This window comes from Microbispora hainanensis (assembly GCF_036186745.1).
GTDB lineage: Bacteria > Actinomycetota > Actinomycetes > Streptosporangiales > Streptosporangiaceae > Microbispora.
The window spans coordinates 744515-765491 of sequence record NZ_CP108086.1 but is presented as its reverse complement, the minus strand read 5'-3'; the positions used below and the strand labels follow the sequence as shown (position 1 = coordinate 765491).

At 72.5% G+C, this 20977-nt stretch carries 16 protein-coding genes; 8 read left to right on the top strand and 8 right to left on the bottom strand.

Going from position 1 to position 20977, the window contains the following annotated elements:
• Positions 1-80 precede the first annotated feature (80 nt).
• Entirely contained in the window at positions 81-710 is a 630-nt protein-coding gene (locus tag OHB01_RS03445) for a class I SAM-dependent methyltransferase (protein ID WP_205829952.1), read from the top strand.
• Here OHB01_RS03445 and OHB01_RS03440 read toward each other — a convergent pair whose 3' ends face one another.
• The 3 genes from OHB01_RS03440 to OHB01_RS03430 all read right to left on the bottom strand — a co-directional run bounded on the left by OHB01_RS03440 (position 711) and on the right by OHB01_RS03430 (position 3797).
• Positions 711-1772, bottom strand: coding sequence for a prenyltransferase (locus OHB01_RS03440; RefSeq protein ID WP_142646291.1), 1062 nt, complete (start codon positions 1770-1772; stop codon positions 711-713). It abuts the gene before it with no gap.
• Entirely contained in the window at positions 1769-2482 is a 714-nt protein-coding gene (locus OHB01_RS03435; RefSeq protein WP_142646288.1) for a class I SAM-dependent methyltransferase, read from the bottom strand. The genes OHB01_RS03440 and OHB01_RS03435 overlap by 4 nt, the downstream gene beginning before the upstream one ends.
• 73 nt (positions 2483-2555) lie before the next feature.
• Positions 2556-3797 (bottom strand): glycosyltransferase family 4 protein, encoded by a 1242-nt coding sequence (locus OHB01_RS03430; protein WP_240971098.1) that lies wholly within the window; start codon positions 3795-3797, stop codon positions 2556-2558.
• A gap of 255 nt (positions 3798-4052) precedes the next feature.
• On the opposite strand from OHB01_RS03430, the gene OHB01_RS03425 reads away from it, so the two are divergent.
• Positions 4053-5078 (top strand): GDP-mannose 4,6-dehydratase, encoded by a 1026-nt coding sequence (locus OHB01_RS03425; RefSeq protein ID WP_142646284.1) that lies wholly within the window; start codon positions 4053-4055, stop codon positions 5076-5078.
• A gap of 11 nt (positions 5079-5089) precedes the next feature.
• Here OHB01_RS03425 and OHB01_RS03420 read toward each other — a convergent pair whose 3' ends face one another.
• Positions 5090-6916 carry a hypothetical protein gene (locus OHB01_RS03420; RefSeq protein ID WP_328854917.1) on the bottom strand — a complete coding sequence of 609 codons (1827 nt, stop codon included), beginning with the start codon at positions 6914-6916 and terminating at the stop codon, positions 5090-5092.
• Positions 6917-6937: 21 nt separating this feature from the next.
• Here OHB01_RS03420 and OHB01_RS03415 point away from each other — a divergent pair, with 21 nt between their 5' ends.
• Positions 6938-7264, top strand: coding sequence for a hypothetical protein (locus OHB01_RS03415; RefSeq protein ID WP_142646280.1), 327 nt, complete (start codon positions 6938-6940; stop codon positions 7262-7264).
• A 203-nt stretch (positions 7265-7467) separates the two neighbouring features.
• On the opposite strand, the gene OHB01_RS03410 is transcribed toward OHB01_RS03415, so the two are convergent.
• Both OHB01_RS03410 and OHB01_RS03405 read right to left on the bottom strand, forming a co-directional pair.
• A complete protein-coding gene (locus OHB01_RS03410; protein WP_328854916.1) occupies positions 7468-8064 on the bottom strand; it encodes a hypothetical protein in 597 nt (198 codons plus the stop codon).
• Positions 8061-9119, bottom strand: coding sequence for a PASTA domain-containing protein (locus tag OHB01_RS03405; protein WP_147942987.1), 1059 nt, complete (start codon positions 9117-9119; stop codon positions 8061-8063). Before OHB01_RS03405 ends, OHB01_RS03410 begins: the two co-directional genes overlap by 4 nt.
• 381 nt (positions 9120-9500) lie before the next feature.
• Here OHB01_RS03405 and OHB01_RS03400 point away from each other — a divergent pair, with 381 nt between their 5' ends.
• Positions 9501-10910 (top strand): ROK family protein, encoded by a 1410-nt coding sequence (locus tag OHB01_RS03400; RefSeq protein WP_328854915.1) that lies wholly within the window; start codon positions 9501-9503, stop codon positions 10908-10910.
• On the opposite strand, the gene OHB01_RS03395 is transcribed toward OHB01_RS03400, so the two are convergent.
• Positions 10882-12081: a cytochrome P450 gene (locus OHB01_RS03395; protein ID WP_142646272.1), complete on the bottom strand. Its 1200-nt coding sequence runs from the start codon at positions 12079-12081 to the stop codon at positions 10882-10884. The two genes, OHB01_RS03400 and OHB01_RS03395, sit on opposite strands and share 29 nt — an antisense overlap.
• Before the next feature lie 182 nt (positions 12082-12263).
• On the opposite strand from OHB01_RS03395, the gene OHB01_RS03390 reads away from it, so the two are divergent.
• Entirely contained in the window at positions 12264-12608 is a 345-nt protein-coding gene (locus OHB01_RS03390; protein WP_142646270.1) for an MmcQ/YjbR family DNA-binding protein, read from the top strand.
• A gap of 313 nt (positions 12609-12921) precedes the next feature.
• On the opposite strand, the gene OHB01_RS03385 is transcribed toward OHB01_RS03390, so the two are convergent.
• A complete protein-coding gene (locus OHB01_RS03385) occupies positions 12922-15801 on the bottom strand; it encodes an ATP-binding protein (protein WP_328854914.1) in 2880 nt (959 codons plus the stop codon).
• Positions 15802-16233: 432 nt separating this feature from the next.
• On the opposite strand from OHB01_RS03385, the gene OHB01_RS03380 reads away from it, so the two are divergent.
• Genes OHB01_RS03380 through OHB01_RS03370 form a run of 3 tightly spaced genes read left to right on the top strand, consistent with a single transcriptional unit; the run spans position 16234 to position 20916 of the window.
• Positions 16234-18489, top strand: a complete 2256-nt coding sequence (locus OHB01_RS03380; RefSeq protein WP_168065720.1) for a TOMM precursor leader peptide-binding protein — start codon at positions 16234-16236, stop codon at positions 18487-18489.
• A 16-nt stretch (positions 18490-18505) separates the two neighbouring features.
• Positions 18506-20107, top strand: coding sequence for a SagB family peptide dehydrogenase (locus OHB01_RS03375; protein ID WP_328854913.1), 1602 nt, complete (start codon positions 18506-18508; stop codon positions 20105-20107).
• Entirely contained in the window at positions 20104-20916 is an 813-nt protein-coding gene (locus OHB01_RS03370) for an HlyD family efflux transporter periplasmic adaptor subunit (protein WP_168065718.1), read from the top strand. The genes OHB01_RS03375 and OHB01_RS03370 overlap by 4 nt, the downstream gene beginning before the upstream one ends.
• Positions 20917-20977 lie beyond the last annotated feature (61 nt).

The following is a 20977-nucleotide window of genomic DNA, read 5'->3' as shown; positions in this document are numbered from 1 at the left end:
AGCAAAGTAGAACACGTTGCATCAGGGTGGACAAGGGGCAGTCCCGAACATCATTCGGCTTGTTGGATAGGGTGCCGGGCATGGTGACCCCGATGCCCGACGACCTGCGCCGCGCCGCCGAGAAGGCGCGTGGTTTCATGCCCTCCGCCGAGGGCGAGGCGCTGTACGAGACCGCCTGCGCGTACGGCTCCCGCGGACCGATCTGCGAGATCGGCACCTACTGCGGCAAGTCGGCGATCTACCTGGGCGCCGGGGCGCGGCGGGCGGGCACGGTGGTCTTCACGGTGGACCACCACCGGGGTTCGGAGGAGATCCAGCCGGGCTGGCCGCACCACGACCCCGAGCTCGTGGACCCGGAGACCGGGCGGATGGACTCGCTGCCGTTCTTCCGCGCCACGATCGCCGCCGCCGGCCTGGAGGACGAGGTGATCGCGGTCGTGGGCGCGTCGGCCACGGTCGCCCGCCACTGGTCCACTCCGCTGGCCGTGCTGTTCATCGACGGCGGCCACTCGGAGGAACCGGTGACGGCCGACTACGAGGGATGGGCGCCGCACGTGATGAAGGGCGGCGCGCTGGTCTTCCACGACATCTATCCCGATCCCGCGGACGGCGGGCAGGCGCCCTACCGGGTCTACCTGCGCGCGCTGGAGTCGGGCGACTTCCGCGAGGTGCGGGTCGTCGGATCGCTGCGCGTGCTCGAAAGAGTGTGATCAGGCGCGGGCGCGCTCGCAGCCGCACTCGCCGGTGATGCGGGCCTCCCGGCCGCCGGCGTCGCGGAAGATCCCCGAGCCGGGGGTGGCGCGGGAGAGGGCGTCCGCGGCGAGCACCACCGCGGCGGCCGTGTAGGCCGACCGCTCGTTGGGGAAGTGCCGCTCGTTCACGAACTGCCACCCGGTCCAGTAGGAGCCGTCCTCGTGGCGCAGGTGCTGCATGTCGGCGAACACCGCCAGCGCGCGCTCCCGCAGCCCGGCCGCGTCGAGCGCCAGCACCAGCTCGCACGACTCCGCGCCGGTGACCCAGGGCTGGTCGGAGACGCAGCGCGCGCCGAGCCCGGGTACGACGAAGGTGTCCCACTCCAGGTCGAACCGCTGTGCCGCCGCGGCCCCGCGTACGGCGCCGCCGAGCACGGGGTAGTACCAGTCCATCGAGAACCGGCTCTTGTCGGCGAACGCCTCCGGGTGGCCGGCGATCACGTGGCCGAGCTGGTCGGCGGCGAGCTCCCAGTCGGGCTGTGGGTCGCCCAGCCGTTCGGCGAGCAGCGCCCCGCACCGCAGGCCCTGGTGGATGGAGGAGCACCCGGTGAGCAGTGCGTAGTCCGCCGGGCTTCCTTCGGCGTCGCGCTGCCAGAGGATCTCGCCGCGCGCGGTCTGCAGGCCGATGACGAAGTCGAGGGCCCGCGTCACCATCGGCCACATCGACCGGGCGAAGTCCTCGTCGCCGGTCACCAGCAGGTCGTGCCAGACCCCCACCGCGACGTACGCCGCGTGGTTGGACTCCCCGGCCGCCTCGGCCGGCTCGCCGTCGCGGACCTTCATCGGCCAGGAGCCGTCCGGGCGCTGGTGCCGTACGAGCCAGTCGTAGCCCCTGCGGGCCTCGTCGCGCAGCCCGGCCACGGTCAGCGCCATCAGGCACTCGATGTGGTTCCACGCGTCGATGTGGCCCTCGGGCCAGGGGACGCCGCCCTGGTCGTCCTGGACCGCGGCGATGCTCTCGGCCGTACGGACGACCTGCTCGGCGGTGATGATCCCCGGAACGTCGGGCACCCGCGTCATGCGGGCTTCCGCACGTAGACCACGACGCTCTTGCCGATCAGGGGGTTGAGCACGGCCTCGGCCAGCCGGGTCGCGAGGGGGCGCTTCATGATGTCCCAGACGAGCAGCTCGTGGTAGGCCTTGGCCAGCGGGTGGTCGTCGTCATTGACCCCGACCGCGCACTTGATCCACCAGTACGGCGAGTGCAGGCCGTGGGCGTAGTGGTGGCCGCCGACCTCGAGCCCGGAGGACTTCAGCTTCGCCTGGAGCTCCGCCAACGTATAAATCCGGATATGTCCGCCGGGGGCGGTGTGGTAGTCCTCCGACAGGGCCCAGCAGATCCGCTCCGGCAGGAAGCTCGGGACCGTGATCGCGGCCCGGCCGCCCGGCTTCAGCACGCGGACGATCTCGCGCATCGCGGCCATGTCGTCGGGGATGTGCTCCAGCACCTCGGCGGCGATGACGCGGTCGAACGACGCGTCGGGGAACGGCATGTGCAGGGCGTCGCCGACGACGGTGTCCCCGGTCGCGCCCGCCGGCACCTCGCCTTCCTTGTCCATCGCCGCGAACATGGCCGCCACGTTCTCCATCTCGGCGGCGTCCATGTCGAAGGCGACCACGTCGGCGCCCCGGCGCAGCACCTCGAAGGCGTGCCGGCCACCGCCGGCCCCGAGGTCGAGGACGCGGTCGCCCGGTCCGACGGGCAGCCGGTTGAAGTCGACGGTCAGCACTCGGTGCCTGCCTTTCGTGGGGTCTGGGGAGTCACCGGGGGACGTTCATCGGGGGACGCCTAGCGGGAGACGCTCATCGGGACAGGCGCCGTGCCGCGATGGCCTCGTGGTAGGCCTCGACCGTGCGCTGGGCGACGACCGGCCAGGCGTACCGCTCCATCACGCGGTCGTAGCCGCGCCGGCCGAACTCCGCGCGTTCCTCGGGGGAGTCGAGCAGGCGGCGCAGCACGGCGGCCAGCTCCTCGGGGTCGCCCGGGGTCACCTGTACGGCCGCGTCGCCGACCACCTCGGGCAGGGCGCCCGTACGGGAGGCGACCAGCGGGGTGCCGCACGCCATGTGCTCGACGGCCGGCAGCGAGAACCCCTCGTAGAGCGAGGGGACCACCGCGACCTCGGAGGTGGCGATCAGCTCGGCCAGCTCCTCGTCAGGGATGCCGTGCACGAACCGCACGCGGTCGTGCAGCGACAGCTCGTTGACGAGCTGTTCTGTGGGGCCTCCGGGGGTGGGCCTGCTCACCACGGTGAGGTCGACCTCGCGCTCGGTGGCGAGCTTGGCGACCGCCCGCAGCAGGGTCGCCACGCCCTTCATGGGCGAGTCGGCGCTGGCCACGGCCACGATCGAGTTCGGCCGCTTCGGCAGCTCGGGCCGGGGGTGGAAGAACCGGGTGTCCACGCCGAGCGGGATCAGCCGCATGTTCGACTGCGGCACGTTGAAGTCGCGGTGGATGTCGGCGAGCGACGACTCGCTGACGGTCAGGATCGGGCTCAGCCGGGGCGCCACGATGCTCTGCATGCGCACGAAGCCGTACCAGCGGCGCATCGACAGCCGCTTCCAGCCCTTGGCGGCCTTCAGCTCGATCCGCCGGTCCACGCTGATCGGGTGATGGATGGTGCCGACCACCGGGAACAGCCGCTGGATGCCGAGCAGGCCGTAGCCCAGGGTCTGGTTGTCCTGGACGACGTCGAAGTCGCCGCGCCGCCTCTTCAGCTCGCGGTAGGCCCGCAGGCTGAACGTCAGCGGCTCGGGGAAGCCGGCCGTCCACATCGTGGCGACTTCGAGCACGTCGATCCAGTCGCGGTATTCGTCGCGCTTCGGCGTGCGGAACGGGTCCTCGTCGCGGTAGAGGTCCAGGCTCGGCACCTTGTTGAGGATCACGCCCTCGTCCAGCTCCGGGTAGGGCTGGCCGGAGAAGACCTCCACGTGGTGGCCCAGGGCGACGAGCTCGCGGCTTATATGGCGCAGGTACACCCCCTGGCCGCCACAGGTGGGCTTGCTGCGGTAGGACAGCAGCGCGACGCGCAGCCTCTCCGCCAAGAGGCACCCCTTTCCAGCCGGTTTCCCGCCGTGCCCCCGTGGGGCTGCTGCCAGGAACACTACCATTTGACCTTAGATGGGGTAGGTGAGGTGGAAAGGGTCCTCGATTGACCCTCACCCTGCCCGACCTGGGCTGTTAGCTTACCCGAACGCGATTCTGTGTAACACGTTCTAGTGGCGCGTCTATAGGCATGGCCGGGCAGGGCGGTACATTCGCCTCTCATAGGCCAAGTTGGGCGCTACGAGGAGGATCCGTTGGCCAGGCGTGCGCTGATCACCGGCATCACCGGTCAGGACGGCTCCTATCTCGCAGAACACCTGCTGAGCGAGGGATACGAGGTCTGGGGCCTCGTCCGCGGGCAGGCCAACCCCCGCGTCCCGCGCGTGCGCCGCCTCCTCCAGGACGTACGGCTGGTCCGCGGCGACCTGCTCGACCAGGGGTCGCTGATCTCGGCGGTGGAGAAGGTGCAGCCCGACGAGGTCTACAACCTCGGGGCCATCTCGTTCGTGCCCATGTCGTGGGAGCAGGCCGAGCTGACCGCCGAGGTGACCGGCATGGGCGTGCTGCGCGTGCTGGAGGCCATCCGCGTCTGCTCGGGGATCACCGCGTCGCGCGGCTCGTCGGCCGGGCAGATCCGCTTCTACCAGGCGTCGTCGTCGGAGATGTTCGGCCAGGTCAGGGAGACGCCGCAGACCGAGCGCACCCCCTTCCACCCCAGGTCGCCGTACGGCGTGGCCAAGGCGTACGGGCACTTCCTCACGCAGAACTACCGCGAGTCGTACGGGATGTTCGCGGTGTCGGGCATCCTGTTCAACCACGAGTCGCCCCGGCGGGGTGCCGAGTTCGTCACCCGCAAGGTCTCGCTCGGCGTCGCGCGGATCAAGCTCGGCATGGCCACGGAGCTGCGCCTGGGCAACCTGGAGGCGCGCCGCGACTGGGGGTACGCCGGCGACTTCGTCCGGGCCATGCACATGATGCTGTCGGCCGACGAGCCCGAGGACTACGTCATCGGCACCGGGCGCACCCACTCGGTGCGCGAGCTGGTCGAGGCGGCGTTCGCCGCCGCCGGGCTGGACTGGGAGCGGCATGTCGTCTGCGACGCGTCCCTGCACCGCCCGGCGGAGGTCGACCTGCTGTGCGCGGACCCGAAGAAGGCCCGCACCCAGCTCGGCTGGGAGCCGACGGTGTCGTTCGAGGAGCTCGTGGCGATGATGGTCGAGGCCGACCTGCGCCTGCTCGCCGACGGCGGCGACCCGGAGCAGGACTCCTCCTGGGCCTGATCGGACAGGGCCTACGGCGGATCGAGCGCCCGTCCGACCGCCTCCGCGACCTTGCCGATGCCGTATTCCAGACGGCGGAAATAGGTGGCCCTGGACAGGTGGAGGCGGTGCGCGAGCAGGTCGTGGCCTCCGGCGCGGCTCAGGTAGTAGAGGCGCAGGATCTCCCCGGCCTCGGCGTCCACGGCGGACGCCGACGACGCGAGCGCCTCCACGGCCTCCCGCAGGAGGACGGCCGGCGCCTGCGGGCCTGAGGCGGCCGTCCGGCCCCGCCTGCGTAGGTCCCGCAGCGCGGTGCGGACGAGTTCGGCCGCCCGGCCCGGTCCCTCGGCGTACGGGTCCCGCATCCGGTGCAGCCACGCGGGCAGGTTGCGTCCGGTGAACGTGCGGGCGTAGAGGGCGCTCGGCCGGCCGCACCGGTAGAGGTCGTGCCGGGTGTCGCCCACGCGGCGCAGGCCGAAGCGCGCCGACATCTCCTGGTAGGGGACCCACGGCGTGGACACGACGAGCCGCCCGCCGGCGATTCCCGTGGTGAGGATGTGGCGGACGAGCGCGGCCTGGGCCCGGGCGGCCCGCGGCTCGACCGCCATCATGCCGACGACCGATCCTCCGAGGTCCAGCAGCGTGTCCGCGTGCTGCTGGAGCAGCGGCTCCAGCGCCGGTGCGCCGACGGGATCCAGCGGCGTGAGGTTGACCATGCCCACCGGGTGATCGTCGGTGTCCACCGCGAGATGGAAACCGTGGTCGGCGCCGGAGAGCCACAGCTCGCGCATCCGCTCGACCTGGCGTTCCGCCAGCCCCTCGTGCTCGCCCCACAACCGCATCAGGCGGCCGATCGCCTCGTCGTCGCCGTCCACGGCGCGCCGGACGGAGAACTCGGCGCGCTCGTCGGCGTACAGGTCGCGGCGCGCGCGCCGGCTCCCCGACAGATAGAGGACCTGGTCGGCGAGCCGGGCCCGCAGCGGCGGATCGGCGGTGCGGGCCAGCTGGCGGTGCCGATGCTCGGCGGCCCGGGCGGCCAGCTCGTCGCGGCGGACCGGATGACGCCAGCGATAGGCGAGATCGAAGAGCGTGCGGTAGGGCTCGGCGACGGTCAGCCCGTGACGATCAGGGCGGATCACGCTCAGCCGTCTCAGCCGCGTGAAGGCCTTGGGCCGCAGCCCGATCAGGGCGGTGAGGAGATCCTCGTCCGCCCCGTCGACGGCGGCCACGATCGGCAGCGCCTCGGGAGGGATGCCCCGGGACTCCGCGCCCAGGCGGCGCAGCACCTCGGTGGCGGCCGCGTCGGCCAGCGCGCCCTCCGGCGGCTCCGGTTCGGCGTCCCTGCGGATCGCCCGGCACAGCGAGTCGGTGACGAGCGGGATCCCGCCGCTGAGCCGTACGACGAGGCCGGCGTGCGCCGGGCCGGTCACGCCGAGCGCGGCGGCCAGCGCGCGGATGCCGGCGGGCGGCCACGGCCCGAGCTCGACGGTGACGAGCGGCCGGTGCGCCCATCCGGGCCGCGTGGCCAGGGGCAGCCGACCGGCGATCACGAACCGGCCGTGCCCGGTGCGGTCGACGAAACGCGCCGCCGCGGCCGCCCGGTGGTCGGTGTCGACCCCGTCGATGGCGAGCGGCCCGCGCCCCCCTGCCGGTGTGCGGTCGAGGTCCACGAAGTCGTACGCCAGCGTCGCGAGCAGCCGGCTCTTGCCGACCCCGAGCGGGCCCACCACGTTGACGATCGCCGCCCCGGGCCCGCCGTCCGCCTCGTCCAGCGCCCTGACGACGCACCGGGCGGGGTCGAGGGGGTTGAGACCCGGTTGAGACTCCGCCGGGGACGAGCGCGGATACGTTCGGATCACATCGAACACGGAGAGGTGACCATGTTCAGTGTCCTCCGCGCACGTGCCGGTGCCGCCGCCGTCGCCATCGGCGCGATGAGCGTCCTCACGGTGACCGCCGGACCCGCCCAGGCCGCCGTGAACCCGGCCAACTGCCAGTTCAGCTACAACCTGTCCATCGGGCGCGTGGCCGCCGACTGCTGGAACCCCACCCAGTCGGGGTGGCAGCTCCAGCTCACCTGCTCGCGCTTCAGGAACGGCAGCCTTTACTACGCCAGGGGATCGATCGTCTACGGCAGCGGCGTGTCGGCCGCGCAGTGCGACGCGCACACCTCGGAGATCGCCGGCGTCGACATCGTCAACCTCTGAGCCGGCGCTCACCGGCGGCTCTCCGGGCGACCAGGAGCCGCGGCGGACGACGTGCGGGAAGAGCGCATGGATTCCCCTTCGGGACGCACACCCGCGATGCGGGAAGATGGGGCGGGAAGGGTGGTTCCAGCGCATCGTGAGCCGCCTGACAGGCGGTGTCAAGATCTCCCGCACGCTCGTCCGGCCACGCTGGGCCGGCCTGCTCAGGAGGGTGGCCGGGCCAGCAGGATTCCGGCGCCGAGGGGAACGGCGACGGATGGGATGCGGATCGGCACCTTGCTCTCGCCGATCTTGAATCCGTCCACTCCCCAGCTCACCGCGACCTCGCAGTCCCCGCCGGGACGGAGAGTCACCAGCCGCCCGTCGCGGATCGCCGCGCTCAGCAGCCCGATCGTGAACGTCAGGTCGACGGAGAACGTGATCGTGAACACCTTGCGCTCGTCGGCGTAGACCTCGACGTACGGGCGGTGCTCCGAGGTGATCGAGTGCGTGGCCAGGGAGACCGGTTCGATCTTCCCCCGGCGGCCGTCCTCGTGACTGCGCACCGCGGCGGCCCGCAGCTCGCGGGATTTCTGCCACCCGGCCGCCAGGACCGTCCCGAGGGTGATCCCGTGGAGCAGGCCGGCGCCGGCCTCGGGCAGCTGGGCGACGAGTTGCCCGGCGAGGGCCGGGGCGTCGCGGCAGATCGTGCTCATCACCTGGGGGTCGCGGACGACGCGTGCCGCCGCCACCGCGCCGCGCGCGCTGTCGTAAAGCGCGAGGGCGGCCGTGCCCGGATTCGGGTTGATGGTCAGGTTCATGACAGGCCTTCCCGGATCTCCTGCCGCCCCGGGTCGGGGACGACGTGAAGACGTACGGCCGGGCGGGGGCCGCGGCTCTCGTGGATCCGCACGCTCGGGGACGGGTCGGCGCGGGAGACGAGACGCACCGCCCGGCGGCGGTCCTGGTCCCGGTCGGGCGCGCGCCGGCCGCCCCGGGCCTTCCACCCGGCGAGGCCGAGGAGTGCGGCGGCGACCGCGACGAGGGCGAGCCCCGGCGGCACATCGAAGCCGGAGCCCGTCTCCTTGCGGGAGAGCTCGGTCGGCACCGCCTCAGGGCTCTCCTCGGGCGACTCCTCCGGCCGCGGCGACTCCGCTGGACTCGGTGAGGGGCTGTCCTCCGGGCTCGCCGGTGGACTCACAGGCGGACTCGCAGGCGGGCTCACCGCTGGGCTCACGAGGGACGCTTCGCTCAGGACGACGTAGATGGCATCGCCGATGGTCAGCTCGCCTCCGCCTGGAGGGCTCTGGTCCTCGACGATCTGGTCGTCGCGCGCGTCGTCCGCTCCGCCGAGCGTCAGCCCCCGGTCCGCCGCCATCTGCCGTGCCTCCTCGACCGTACGGCCGATGAGGTACGGCACCTCGGTGGAGCCGTCGAGTAGCAGGCTGACGGCCTGCCCGTAGGCGAGCCGCCCGCCGGGCGCGGGAGTCTGCTCGGCGACCTTCCACTCGCCGGTGGCCTCCGGCTGCCCGGTGGTCACGCCGAACCCGGCCTTCTCCGCTTCGGCGGTGGCCGTGGTCAGCGTCATCCCGGTCAGGTCGGGCACCTGCCCTTCCAGGTAAACGCGGACCCCCGTGATTTTGAACTCGATGCACGACAGCGTCTCCGCGCCGCTCACGTAACTCGTCCCGGGAGGAACGGGATCGGGCACGGTCACGATCCCATAGCCGAAATGGTTGTGGAGCGTCTCGTACGCCTGCTCGTACGTCTGACCGATCACGTTGGGCGGGGGCGGGCATTTCGCGGCCTGCGCCGGGGTGGCCCAGAACGCGGCGACGGCCAGGGCGAGGGCCGCGATCAGGCGTACCGGCATCATCGTCTCCGGAGCGAGTCGAGGTTGTCCGAGAGGAACGGGGACGGGCTTCCCGAATGATGGGCTTCCCGAATGACGGGCTTCCCGAATGATGGGCTTCCCGAATGATGGGCTTCCCGAATGATGGGCTTCTCGAGAAATGGTGCGAAGAATCGCGGCCGGCTCGCCTGAGTATCCCCCTACTCATATGCGCGAGCGCAATTCCCCGGTCCGTTGAGCGGACCGCAGGACGTCGTGGTCACCGGGCACGTGCCGGGCAGTGCCGGGCGACCGCCCGCCACTCCGCCTCGCGCGGCGCCTCGTCCGTAGTGATCGTCGTGACCAGCACGAGCCGCCATGGACCTCAAATTGACATAAAACCTACCAATTGTGCATGCTTTGGGCATGCGGCAAATCACGCCAGAGGTCGTGCCGCCGGCGCGACGCGGGCACGAGCAGGCCGTGCTGGGCCTGCTGCGCGCGTACGGCCCGCTCAACCGGGGCGAGCTCAGCCGGCGGTGCGGCCTGTCGCGGACGACCCTGCACGACACGCTCAGCGGGCTGCTGGCCGCGGGTGCGGTGGTCACCGCGACGCCGGACGAGGCGCCGCGCGGCCGGGGCCGTCCCGCCGAGCGGCTGGCACTCAACCCCGCGGCCGGACAGGCCCTCGGCATCGACTTCTCCCGCCGCGCGGTGCACGTTGCCGCCGTCGGCGTGACGTACGAGATCGTGGGCACGGCGGGGGAGGCGCACGCGCCCGGCCTGCCGTGGCCCGACCGGGTGGCGCTCGCCGAGCGCCTCGTCCGCGGGCTGCTCGGCGGCGGGTTGTGGCGCATGGCGCTCAAGGGCGTCGGCGTGGGCGTCGTGGGCCCCCTGGCCGGGGACGGAGCGCGGGACGGCGCCCTGTCCGGCGTCGCGGCCCTGCTCGGGGAGCGCTTCGGCGGGCCGGTGCTGCTGGACAACAACACCAGGCTCGCGGCGCTCGCCGAATCGACGTGGGGCGCGGCGGCCGGTGACCAGGACGCGCTCTATCTGCGGCTGTCGTACGGCGTCGGCGGCGGCGTGGTGGCCGGAGGAGTGCTGCACCGCGGGGCCGACGGAGTGTCGGGGGAGATCGGGCACGTTCCGGTGGACCCGGCCGGGAGGCCCTGCGAGTGCGGCGGCACGGGATGCCTGGAGACCGTGGCCTCGATCAGGGCGGTGCTCGACGCGTACCGCGCCAGGGGCGGCAGGGGCGACGACCTGCCCGCGCTGAGGACCGCCGTGGAGGCGCGCGACCCGATCGCCCTCGGTCTGCTGTCCGAGGTGGGCGGCCAGATCGGGCGGGTGCTCGCCACGCTGTCCAACGCGATCGGGCCCAGGGTGATCGTCATCGGTGGCGAGCTGGCCGAGCTCGGCGCCCCGCTCCTGGAGCCCGTGCGGAAGGCCCTGGACGCGGGGGCGGTGCCGATCTCGCGCCATCGGCTGACCCTGCGCCGGGCGGCGCTCGGCGACGTCGCGGGCGCGCTCGGCGGCGTCGCCCTGGCGCTCGGGGAGTCCCCGCTGCTGTCGCGCTACCCGACGGCGGAGCCGGAGCCCCGCCCCGCGGCTACACCCGCCAGCGGTCCTGCCGACTCATTGGCGGGCGGTTCCGCGGATTCACGGGCTGGCGGCCTTGTGGAGTCACCCGCCGACAGACGCGGCGGGCACTCGTCCCGCACCACCGGCGGGCGGGGCACGGCGCAGGCCCGGCCGCGCCTGCCCCTGACTCCGCTGCCGACGCTGCCGACGCTGCCGACGCTGCCGGTCAGCCGAGGGCGACGGGCAGCGTCTTGATGCCGTTGATGAAGTAGGACCTCAGCCGGGTGGCCTCGCCGGTCTGCCGGATTCCGGGCAGGCGCTCGGCCAGCACCTCGAACAGCACCCGAAGCTCCAGCTTGGCCAGGTGGTTGCCGAGGCAGAAGTGCGCCCCGCCGCCGCCGAAGCCGATCTGCGGGTTGGGGTCGCGGCCGATGTCGAACTCCTCGGGCCGCTCGAAGACCTCCTCGTCCCGGTTGGCCGACGCGTAGAAGACCACCACCTTGTCGCCCTCGGCGATCTTCCGGCCGCGGATCTCGGTGTCCGCCGTGGCCGTACGCCGGAACAGGTTGACCGGGGACACCCACCGGACGATCTCGTCGGCGGCCGTCCTCGCGAGAGAAGGGTCGTCCACCAGGCGCTTCCACTGGTCCGGGTGCTCGAAGAGGGTCAGCATGCCTCCGGACGCCGCGTTCCGCGTGGTCTCGTTGCCCGCCACGATGAGCAGCAGGACGAACAGGTCGAACTCGTCCTCGGTCAGCGTCTGCCCGTTCTCGTCGGGCTGCAGGAGCCTGGTGACGATGTCGTCGCGCGGCTCCTGCCTGCGCGCCGCGGCCAGCGTGTGGGCGTACGAGTAGACCTCGAAGGCGGCGGCCTGCCCCTCCTCGGGGCTGCCGGCGTAGTCGGGATCGTCGCTGCCGATCATGCGGTTGGACCACTCGAAGATCTTGTCCCGGTCCTCGACCGGCGCGCCGAGCAGCTCGCAGATCACGTACAGCGGGAGCGGCGCGGCGATGTCCCGCACGAAGTCGACCTCGGGCTTGCCCTGCACCTCGTCCACCAGGGCGTGGCAGATGTCCCTGATGTGCTCCTCCAGCCGCCCGATCTGGCGCGGGGTGAAGCCGCGGTTGACCAGCGAGCGGCGCCGGGTGTGGTCGGGCGGGTCCTGGTTGAGCATCATCAGCCGCTGGAACTGGCGCTGCTCCTCGGGCATCTCGTCGAACAGGGCCAGTTTCCGCGCGGAGGAGAAGAGGTCGGAGTGACGGGAGACGTGGACGACGTCCGCGTGCTTGGTGACCGCCCAGAATCCGGGCCAGTCGCCTTCTCCCTCGTGCCGGTAGACGGGCGCGTTGTCCCTCAGCCAGCGGAGCTGGTCGTGCGGCACCCCGCTGCGCGCGTAGCGGTCCATGTCGACGAGGTTGATTTCCATGGCCTCACCTAATCGGGTTTTGGCTGCCCGTGGTAATAGAGACGGTCGTCCCGGTCGCGCGCTTGCCCGCACTGTTTCTGAAACGTGTTCTATTACGGAGCCGACGGCGCGTCAAGCGACCCTCGGGTGAAGGATCGCTGCCGCGAGGCTAAATGTCGGTGGGCTCTGGTACGACTGGGCGCATGGGTGTGAGCGTCGAGGAGTTCCTCTCCATGCTGGGCCGGTTGCCCGAGGTCAGCCAGGGTGAGGGCGGCGACTGGGTGTCGTTCAAGGTGCGCGGCAAGGGCTTCGGCTACCTGTGGGAGCGCACCGAGACGGTGGGCCTCAAGGCGACGATCGAGGAGCAGATCGCGCTAGTGGCCGAGCGGCCCGAGGTGTTCGAGCCGCAGTTCACCGCCGGGCGTTTCGGCTGGGTCGTGGTCCATCTGGCCAAGATCGACGCTGACGAGCTGTTCGAGCTGGTGACCGAGGCATGGTGCCTGACCGCGCCGAAGACCCTCGTCGAGGCCTACGAAGCCCGGTCATAGCCCAGGTGGTTCACCGCCGCAGCCCGGGCCCTACGCCTCCTGGCCGGGCGATCGGTGCCGGCAGGGTCTTGGTGCGTTGTCCGCCAATGTTCACTGGGGGTGGAGGGAGCGGAGCGGAAGGGAACGAGGACCGCAGCGAAGGCCCAGCGAAGCGGGTTTCGCGAGGACCGGAGTTTCCTTGCGGCGCAGTGACCGACTTGCTCAAGGTCCGCCGACCTGTCCGCCAGGCATCACCGAGGACTTCCGGTGCGGTGACCGACGTACTCAAGGCTTGTGGACACGTCCGCCAGGCGTCCTATCCGAGACCCGTGGCCTAAGCGTCCTGGTCGGGCCATTCCTCCTGGTCGGGGCCGTGGACGTGGCCGTGACCAGGGGCGGGGCGAGGCTCGGCCGGGTGTTCGCGGAGCCGTCTGACGACCTCCGCGAGCTCGGCGCGGGTGTGGATGCCGAGCTTGCGGTAGATGCGGGCGAGATGAGTGTCCACGGTCCGCTTGCTGATGGACAGCTCGTTCGCGACCTGGAGGTTGCTCATGCCGCGCAGGACCAGGTCGGTGACCCGCATCTCCCCGGCGGTCAGGGGTGACGGGCCGTCGGACTGCGCGCCGCGGGCCCGGCTGCCGATCGTGGCGAGGTTGCGCTCGGCGAGCGCGGCGAGCCGTACGGCGCCGCAGCCGTCGGCCAGGTCGTACGCCTCGCTGAGGGTGTCGTGGGCGCGGCGTGTCTCCCCGGCGGCCCGGAGGGCGATGCCCAGGCGCACCATCGCCCGGATGCGTTCGATGCCGCCGGGCCCGTCGAGCACCGACAGCGCCTCGCTGAGCAGGTCGAGGCGGCGGGTGCCCTCGGTGGTCGTGCTCGCGGTGCTCAGCGCGCGGCCGACGCAGTCGGGAGCGCCCCAGGCCCGGGCGAGTTCGAGCTCCTCCTCGGCCAGGCGGTGGGCCGGCCCGCGCTGGCCGATCCGCAGGTAGGCGAGGGCAGCCTGGCCGCGCCAGCCCGCGCACGCCGGGTTGACCACCCCCGCCGACAGGAGCTGCCGCCCGGCCTCCAGCAGGGCCGGCAGTCCCTCGCGTACGTCGCCCCTGGCGATCGCCACGCGGCCCTGGGTCTCAAGCAGGGCCGCCTGCAGCAGGGGGTGCACCGGTTCGCGTGTGGTGACCTCGTCGAACAACGCGTGGGCGACGTCGAGTTCGTCGCGTTCGAGGTGCACACGGGCCATGCACGACACGGCGGCGACGTGCAGCCCGGAGGCGTGCGAGCCGCGGGCGAAGTGGACGGCCTCGCGGGCGTGCGCCAGTGACGCGCGCAGCTCGCCTCTGCGGTAGGCGATGTCCGACTGCAGTGTGACGGCGAGGGCCTGCCCGGTCATCGAGGCGCGCGCTCGCGCCTCGGCGGCCACCTGTTCCGACCAGTACGCCGCCTCGTCCACGCGGCCCGCCCACACCAGCGCCATGACCAGCGTCGGCGGGATCGAGCCGCCACCGTCGAGGCAGCGCCGGGCCAGGGCCAGCGTGCGGCCGCGGTTCCTGCCCCTGGCCGCGCCGGACAGCGCGGCGGAGGCGAGGTAGTCCTGCGCTCCCGCACTGGTGGCGGCGCCGGGCTCGGCGTTGAGCTGCCGCATCGCCGCGCGCGAGCCGTACGACTGGCCGGTCAGCAGCGCCTGCGCGCTGAGCCGCAGCAGCACCTCGCGGTCGGGGAGCCCGCCGGGCGGGTCCTCGTCGAAGCCCCGGGCGATGTCGCAGAAGGCGGCGGCGGCCTCGGAGGAGTTGAGCGTGAGCAGGGCGGTGGCGAAGGGCGCCAGGGAGTCCGCCCGCTCACCGGCGTCGCCGGCGAGCGCGGTCACGGTGCGCAGGTGCCGCAGGCAGGCGGGGATGTCGAGGTGCACCTCGACGGCGCCCAGCTCGGCCGTCACCTGGAGGACGGTGTGGTCCTTGGCCGTGGCGAGCGCGCGGTGGAGATAGCGGGTCGCGTCCTCCCAGGCGTTCTCGGAGACCGCCTCCCGCGCCGCCTCGCGCAGCACCGACACGGCCCACGGGTCGCCGGTGGGGCTGGCCGACAGCAGGTGCCGGGCCGACCGTTTGGGGGGCGAGCCGAGGCGGTGCAGCAGCGAGGCGGCCCGCCGGTGCATCTCGTCGCGCGTCCGGGGGTCCATGCGGGCGAGGATCGTCGACTGGACGAGGTCGTGCGTGAACCGTTGCGGCGGGCTGCCCTCGAGCAGGCCCGCCCCCGCGAGCGCGTGGCCCGCCTCCTCGGCCGCGACCGCGCCGTAGCCGGCCAGCATCGCCGCCGTCTCAAGCCCGGCGTACGGCGCGATGATGGCCAGGCTCTGCAGCAGGGCGAGCAGGGACGGATATCGGCCGCTGAGCCATTCCAGGACGGTCTCCGACAGGGCCGTCGCGCCGATCCGCATCACCCGGGGCAGCTCGGACCGCTGGGGCAGGACGTCGGCGGCGGCCAGCCGTCCGGCCGTCTCCAGCAGGAGCAGCGGGTTTCCCTTGGTCAGGCGGTGACAGGCGGCGACGATCTCGTCGTCCACCGGGGCGCCGAGCGCCGACTCCAGGAGCGTGGCGGCGCATCTGCGGCACAGCGCCGAGGGCCGCAGCGAGCGCGCGTACGGCAACGCCAGGATGTCGCGTACCGCGTCGCCGCCGGTGCGGTCCTCCACGTCGCAGGTCAGGATCATCGCGATGGGCAGGCCGTCGAGCCGCCTGGCGATGTAGGAGCACCACTGCGCCGACTGCGGGTCGGCGTGGTTGAGGTCGTCGACCGCGATGATCAGCGGCTGTCCCGCGGTCAGCGAGCGGGTGGCCCGATAGAGGTCGTCGAGCAGCGTGGCGGGCACGGCGGGCGCGCTCCCGTCGTACGGCACCGCCGTCAGCGCCGGCGCGCGCGCACCGCCGTCGAGGACGGCGGCGGGGGCGCCGGGCTCGGCCCGTCCCGAGCCGCTCATCATCGGGTCGAACAGCTGCCGGACGATGCCGAACGCGAAGGAGCGCTCGTCGGTGTGGCCGCGGGCGCTCAGCACGACGCCGCCCGGCCTGCGCGCCAGTGCCGCGTGCAGCAGCCGGGTCTTCCCGATCCCTCGCGTGCCCTGAATGACCAGTACGGCCGGTCTTCCTTCTTGAAGCCCGGCCAGCACCTCGTCGACGACCCCTAGCTCCTTGTCTCGGTGCAGTAGTACCGGTCGCCCTGAGGCCATCCCTACCCCCGGACCATGTACTGATTTTTCTCGACATAGGGATCATGCCGGACAGGGCCAGCGGGTTGTCAATACTTGAAATCGCGACTAGTAAACATAATGATACTGACCGCTTAAGTGACATGGCGTCAGGATTTCCGGTCAATCGGATGGGGATTTCCGCCCCACTGTGTCAAAACCCCTATGGCGTAGGCAATCCGGGCGGCCGAATCATAGCGGCAGGTCGGCGGGCGCGGCCCTGAGGGGTGGTGCACATACGTATTCCGCCGTGCCGCCGGCGATACGCATCATCGTACGCACAGGTCCGGATCGCGCTTTGTGCGCGCCGGTTGTACGTATGCGTCCGTGAACCGACAAATACGTCTTTACTTTTTCCACAAGTCAATGGAATTCTCCGCTCATCGGCTAATCGCGGAGTGAATGGCGGAGGGCATGGAACGGCCACGGCTCAAGGCGCACTTCACCACCGAAGTCCTCGACGACGCGAAAGTCTTCCTATTGGCGGAAGGCCAGCACTATCTCGTACGCGGCGCGGGCTCGGGCCGCGTCCTCCCCTATCTCGACGGCCGGCACACGGTGATGGACATCGTCCAGGCCCTCGCCGGTGAGCTGTCCCCGGCCCAGGCGGTGCTCGCCGTACGGCGTTATGAGGCCGCCGGCCATCTGACCGAGGGCAGGCCGCCCCTGGCCGATCCGGTGCTCGCCTTCTGGGACGCGCAGGGCATCGACCCCGCGGCCGTCGTCGCGGCCCTGGAGCGGACGTCCTTCCGGCTGTTCGCGGGCGAGGGCGTCGACCCCCGCCCGATCGAGGCGCTTCTGCACGAGCACGGGCTGCGCACCGCCCCGGACGGCGACGGCCCGGTCGTGGCGGTGGTCCACGACTACCTCGACCCGGGCCTGGCGGAGCTCAACGCCGAGTGCCTGGCGGCCGGGCGGCCCTGGGTGCTGGTGAGGCCGGCCGGCACCGTGGCCTGGCTGGGGCCGCTGTTCCAGCCGGGGGAGACGGGCTGCTGGGCCTGCATGTCCCAGCGGATCGAGGGCAACCGGCAGGTCGAGCGCTATCTCGCGGGCAAGCGGGGCGACGGGCGGCCGACGCATCCGGTCCGCGAGGCCCTGCCGGGCGGTGCGGCGGCGGTGGGCGGGCTGCTCGCGGCCGAGCTCGCCCGTACGGCGGCCACCGGCAGGCCCTCGACCCTCCAGGGCAAGATGATCACGCTCGACCTGCGCACGCTCACCAGCGCCGAGCACCAGCTCGTCCGGCTGCCGCAGTGCCCGTCGTGCGGCGACCCCTCGCTGATCCGCGACCGCGAGCCGAAGGTGGCGCTGGCCGCGCGGACCGCCCGCCACGCGACCGACGGCGGCTACCGGGTCGAGCAGCCCTCGGCGACGTACGCCCGGCTGGAGCGGCACATCAGCCCCTACCTGGGCGCGGTCACCCGGCTGCGGCCGTGGGCCGACGAGGACAACGGCGTGACCTACAGCTTCACCGCCGGTCACAACTTCGCCATGCTGGGCGACAACATGGACCTGCTGCGCCGCAACCTGCGCGGGCAGAGCGGCGGCAAGGGCCGCACCGAGATCCAGGCCAAGGTCAGCGCCGTGTGCGAGGCGATCGAGCGTTACTCGGGCGTGTGGCGCGGCGAGGAGCCGGTGATCAAGGCGGCCTACGCCGACCTCGACGAGGGTCTCGCGGTGCACCCGGCCGACCTGCTGCTGTTCTCCGACAAGCAGTACGGCGACAGGGACGCCTGGAACAGCGACCCGTCCCACCGGCTGCACCTGGTGCCCGAGAGGTTCCGTACGGACCTGCCGCTCGACTGGTCGCGGGCCTGGTCGCTGACCGCCGACGAGGAGCGGCTGGTCCCCGCCGGCTACGCCTGGTATGGCCATCCCGACCTCGAACGCCACTTCTACTGCGTCGGCGACTCCAACGGCAGCGCCTCGGGCAACACGCTGGAGGAGGCGATCCTCCAGGGGTTCTGCGAGGTCGTGGAGCGGGACGCGGTCGCGCTGTGGTGGTACAACCGGGTCCGGCGGCCCGCCTTCGACCTCGACTCGCTCAACGACCCGTACGTTGACACGCTGCGCGAGTTCTACGCCGACATGGGCCGGAGCCTGTGGCTGCTCGACCTGACCAGCGACCTCGGCGTCCCGGCCTTCGCCGGTGTCTCCCATCGGCTCGACCACCCGGTGCAGGACATCATCGTGGGGTTCGGCGCCCACCTCGATCCCCGGATCGCCGCGCTGCGCACGCTTACCGAGGTCAACCAGTTCCTCCCGTCCGTACGCCGCAGGGACGAGAACGGCGAGACGATCTATCACGACGACGACATCGCGACGCTCCGCTGGTGGAAGGAGACCACGCTCGACAGCGACCCCTGGCTGCTGCCCGACCCCGCGCAGCGGGCCCGCACGCTCGCGGACTATCGGCTGCCCGAGGGGGCAGACCTCGCGGCCGACGTCGAGACCTGCGTCGCCAGGGCCGCCGCCTGCGGCCTTGAGGTGATCGTCCTCGACCAGACGCGGCCGGATCTGGAGCTCAACGTCGCCCGGGTGCTGGTCCCCGGCATGCGGCACTTCTGGCGACGGCTCGGCCCGGGCCGCCTGTACGACGTGCCGGTGGCCCTCGGCTGGCGGACGGAACCGGCTCTGGAGGAGGAGCTCAACCCCACCAGCGTCTTCTTCTGACCCGATAGGGGGAGCAATGCACACCGTTCAGGTGCGGCTGCGCCGCGACGCCGGCCTGTCCGAACCGGAGGAGACGCCGGGGGTGGTCACCCTGGCCACGCCGTTCGGCCCCGCCACGCTGCGGGGCCTGCCGCCCGGCGCGGTCGCCGCGCTGCGCGCGCTGGCCCGCGGCGGCACGAGCGAGGACGAGCTGGCCAGGACCGTCACCGAGCACGACGGCGAGGGCGGGCTGCTGCGCTGGCACCTGCTGCTGCGCAAGCTGTCGGCCGGCGCGCTGCTGGAGCGGGCCGTCCTGTTGGTGCCGTCCGGCGGAGAGGCCGTGGTGCCGTCCGGCGGAGAGGCCGTGGTGCCGTCCGGCGGAGAGGCCGTGGTGCCGTCCGGCGGAGAAACGGTGCCGTCCGGCGGAGAAACGGTGCCGTCCGGCGGAGAGATGGCGACAGCCGGGGCCGAGCCGGTGGCCGTGCTGCGCCCCTTCGGCGGCGGCCCGCTGCGCCCGGCCGCGCCGCTCGCAGCCGACGCCCGGGTCCGCCTGTCGAGGTTCGCCATCGCGGTGCCGGAGGACGGCAGGCTCGTGGTGCGCGTGCCCCGCAGCCCCCTCGGGGTCGAGCTCGCCCCGGCCGCAGCGCCGCTGCTCGGCCTGCTCGCGGACTGGACGACCCCGGCCGGTCTCGCCTGCCCCAGGCTGCCGGCCGAGACGACGGCGGCGGTGCTCGGCCTGTTCGCCGACGCCGGGCTGCTGGTGCGGCCGACGCCGGAGGGGGAGGACCTCGAGCGCGGCGCCGCCCCGCTCGCCCAGTGGTCGCCGGCCGACCTGTGGCTGCACACCCGCACCCGGGAGCCGCGTACGACCGGGCGCTACGGCGGCACCTATCCGCTGCGGGGCGTGCAGGATCCGCTGCCGGTGGCGCCGCCCGCCTTCGCCGGCCCCCGGATCGCCCTGGAGCCGCCGGACCTGGACGCGATAGCGAAGACCGAGGCGAGCCTGACCGACGTGCTGGAGGCCCGCCGCTCGATCCGCGAGCACGACGCCGCCGCCCCGATCACCCTCGACCACCTGGGCGAGCTGCTCTACCGCACGATGCGCCAGCGGCGCACCTTCACCGGGGAGGACGGCCAGGAGCTGGCCGACCGGCCCTACCCGTCCGGCGGCGCGGTCCACGAGCTGGAGGTCTATCCCCTCGTCGTCTCCTGCGAGGGCCTGGAGCCCGGCCTGTGGCACTACGCCGCCCACGCGCACGCGCTGGAACGGGTGGCCGATCCCGGCCCGGCGACCCGTACGCTGCTCGACCGGGCCAGGTCGGCGGCCATGATGACCGAGGACCCGCAGGTCCTGCTGATCGTGACGGCCCGCTTCGGGCGGGTGATGTGGAAGTACGAGACCATCGCCTACTCGCTGATCCTCAAGCACGTGGGCGTGCTCTACCAGACCTTCTACCTGGTGGCCACGGCCATGGGCCTGGCGGTCTGCGGGCTCGGCGGCGGTGACGCGGCGGAGTTCGCCGCGGCCAGCGGGCTCGACCCCCACGCGGAGGGCAGCGTGGGCGAGCTGCTGCTCGGCAGCAGGAAGGGCGGTGTGGCGGGGACGCCGCCGGGATGGTCCCCGGAGGTGCCGTCATGAAGTTCCGGTTGAAGGCACTGCAGCGGATGCGGGAGCCCGACGAGCTCGACTCCCCGACCCTGCTCGCCTCCCCGCGCGGCTGGATCGCCACGTTCGTCGTGCTCATCGTGGTCGTCGCCGCGGGGGTGTGGTCGTTCGTCGGCAGGCTGCCGGTCACCGTCACCGCCAAGGGGCTGCTGACCCATCCGGCGGGCACCGCCCAGTTGCAGAGCCCGTACACCGGGACCGTGCGGACGATGATGGTGAGCCCCGGCCTGCGGGTGGTGCGCGGGCAGGCGGTGGCGGAGGTCCTGCGGGCCGACGGCACCGTGCGCACCGTGAGCAGCCCGTTCTCCGGCGAGGTCGTGACCACCTCGGCGAGCGAGGGCGCGATGGTCCGCGAGGGCGACGGGCTGCTCGCGATGGAGCGGACCGACGCCCCCCGCGACCGCCTGGTCGCGATGCTGTTCGTGCCGGGCGACCACGCGCTCGGCATCGCCCCCGGCCGTACGGTGGACCTCGCGGTCTCCGACGCCCCGCCCGGCGTGTTCGGGCTGCTGCGCGGCAGGGTGACCTCGATCAGCCCCTATCCGCTGATGGCGGAGGGCGTCGCCGCCCTGGTCGGCGGCGACCTCGCGGCTCGCGGCTATCTCACCGCGGAGCCGCCCCGCCTGGTGGTCGTCGATCTCCTGCCCGACCCCCGCACGATCTCCGGATACTCCTGGACGACCGAGACCGGTCCCCCGATGGAGCTGCGGTCGCAGGTCACGGTGACGGGCACCGTCACGCTCGGCAGCCAGACGCCTTTCAACCTGCTCCTCGGACGTTGAGAAGGAGACGGATGAGCCAGGTCACGGCCTCTCGCGCCGACGCCCCGCCGCCCGACGCCCC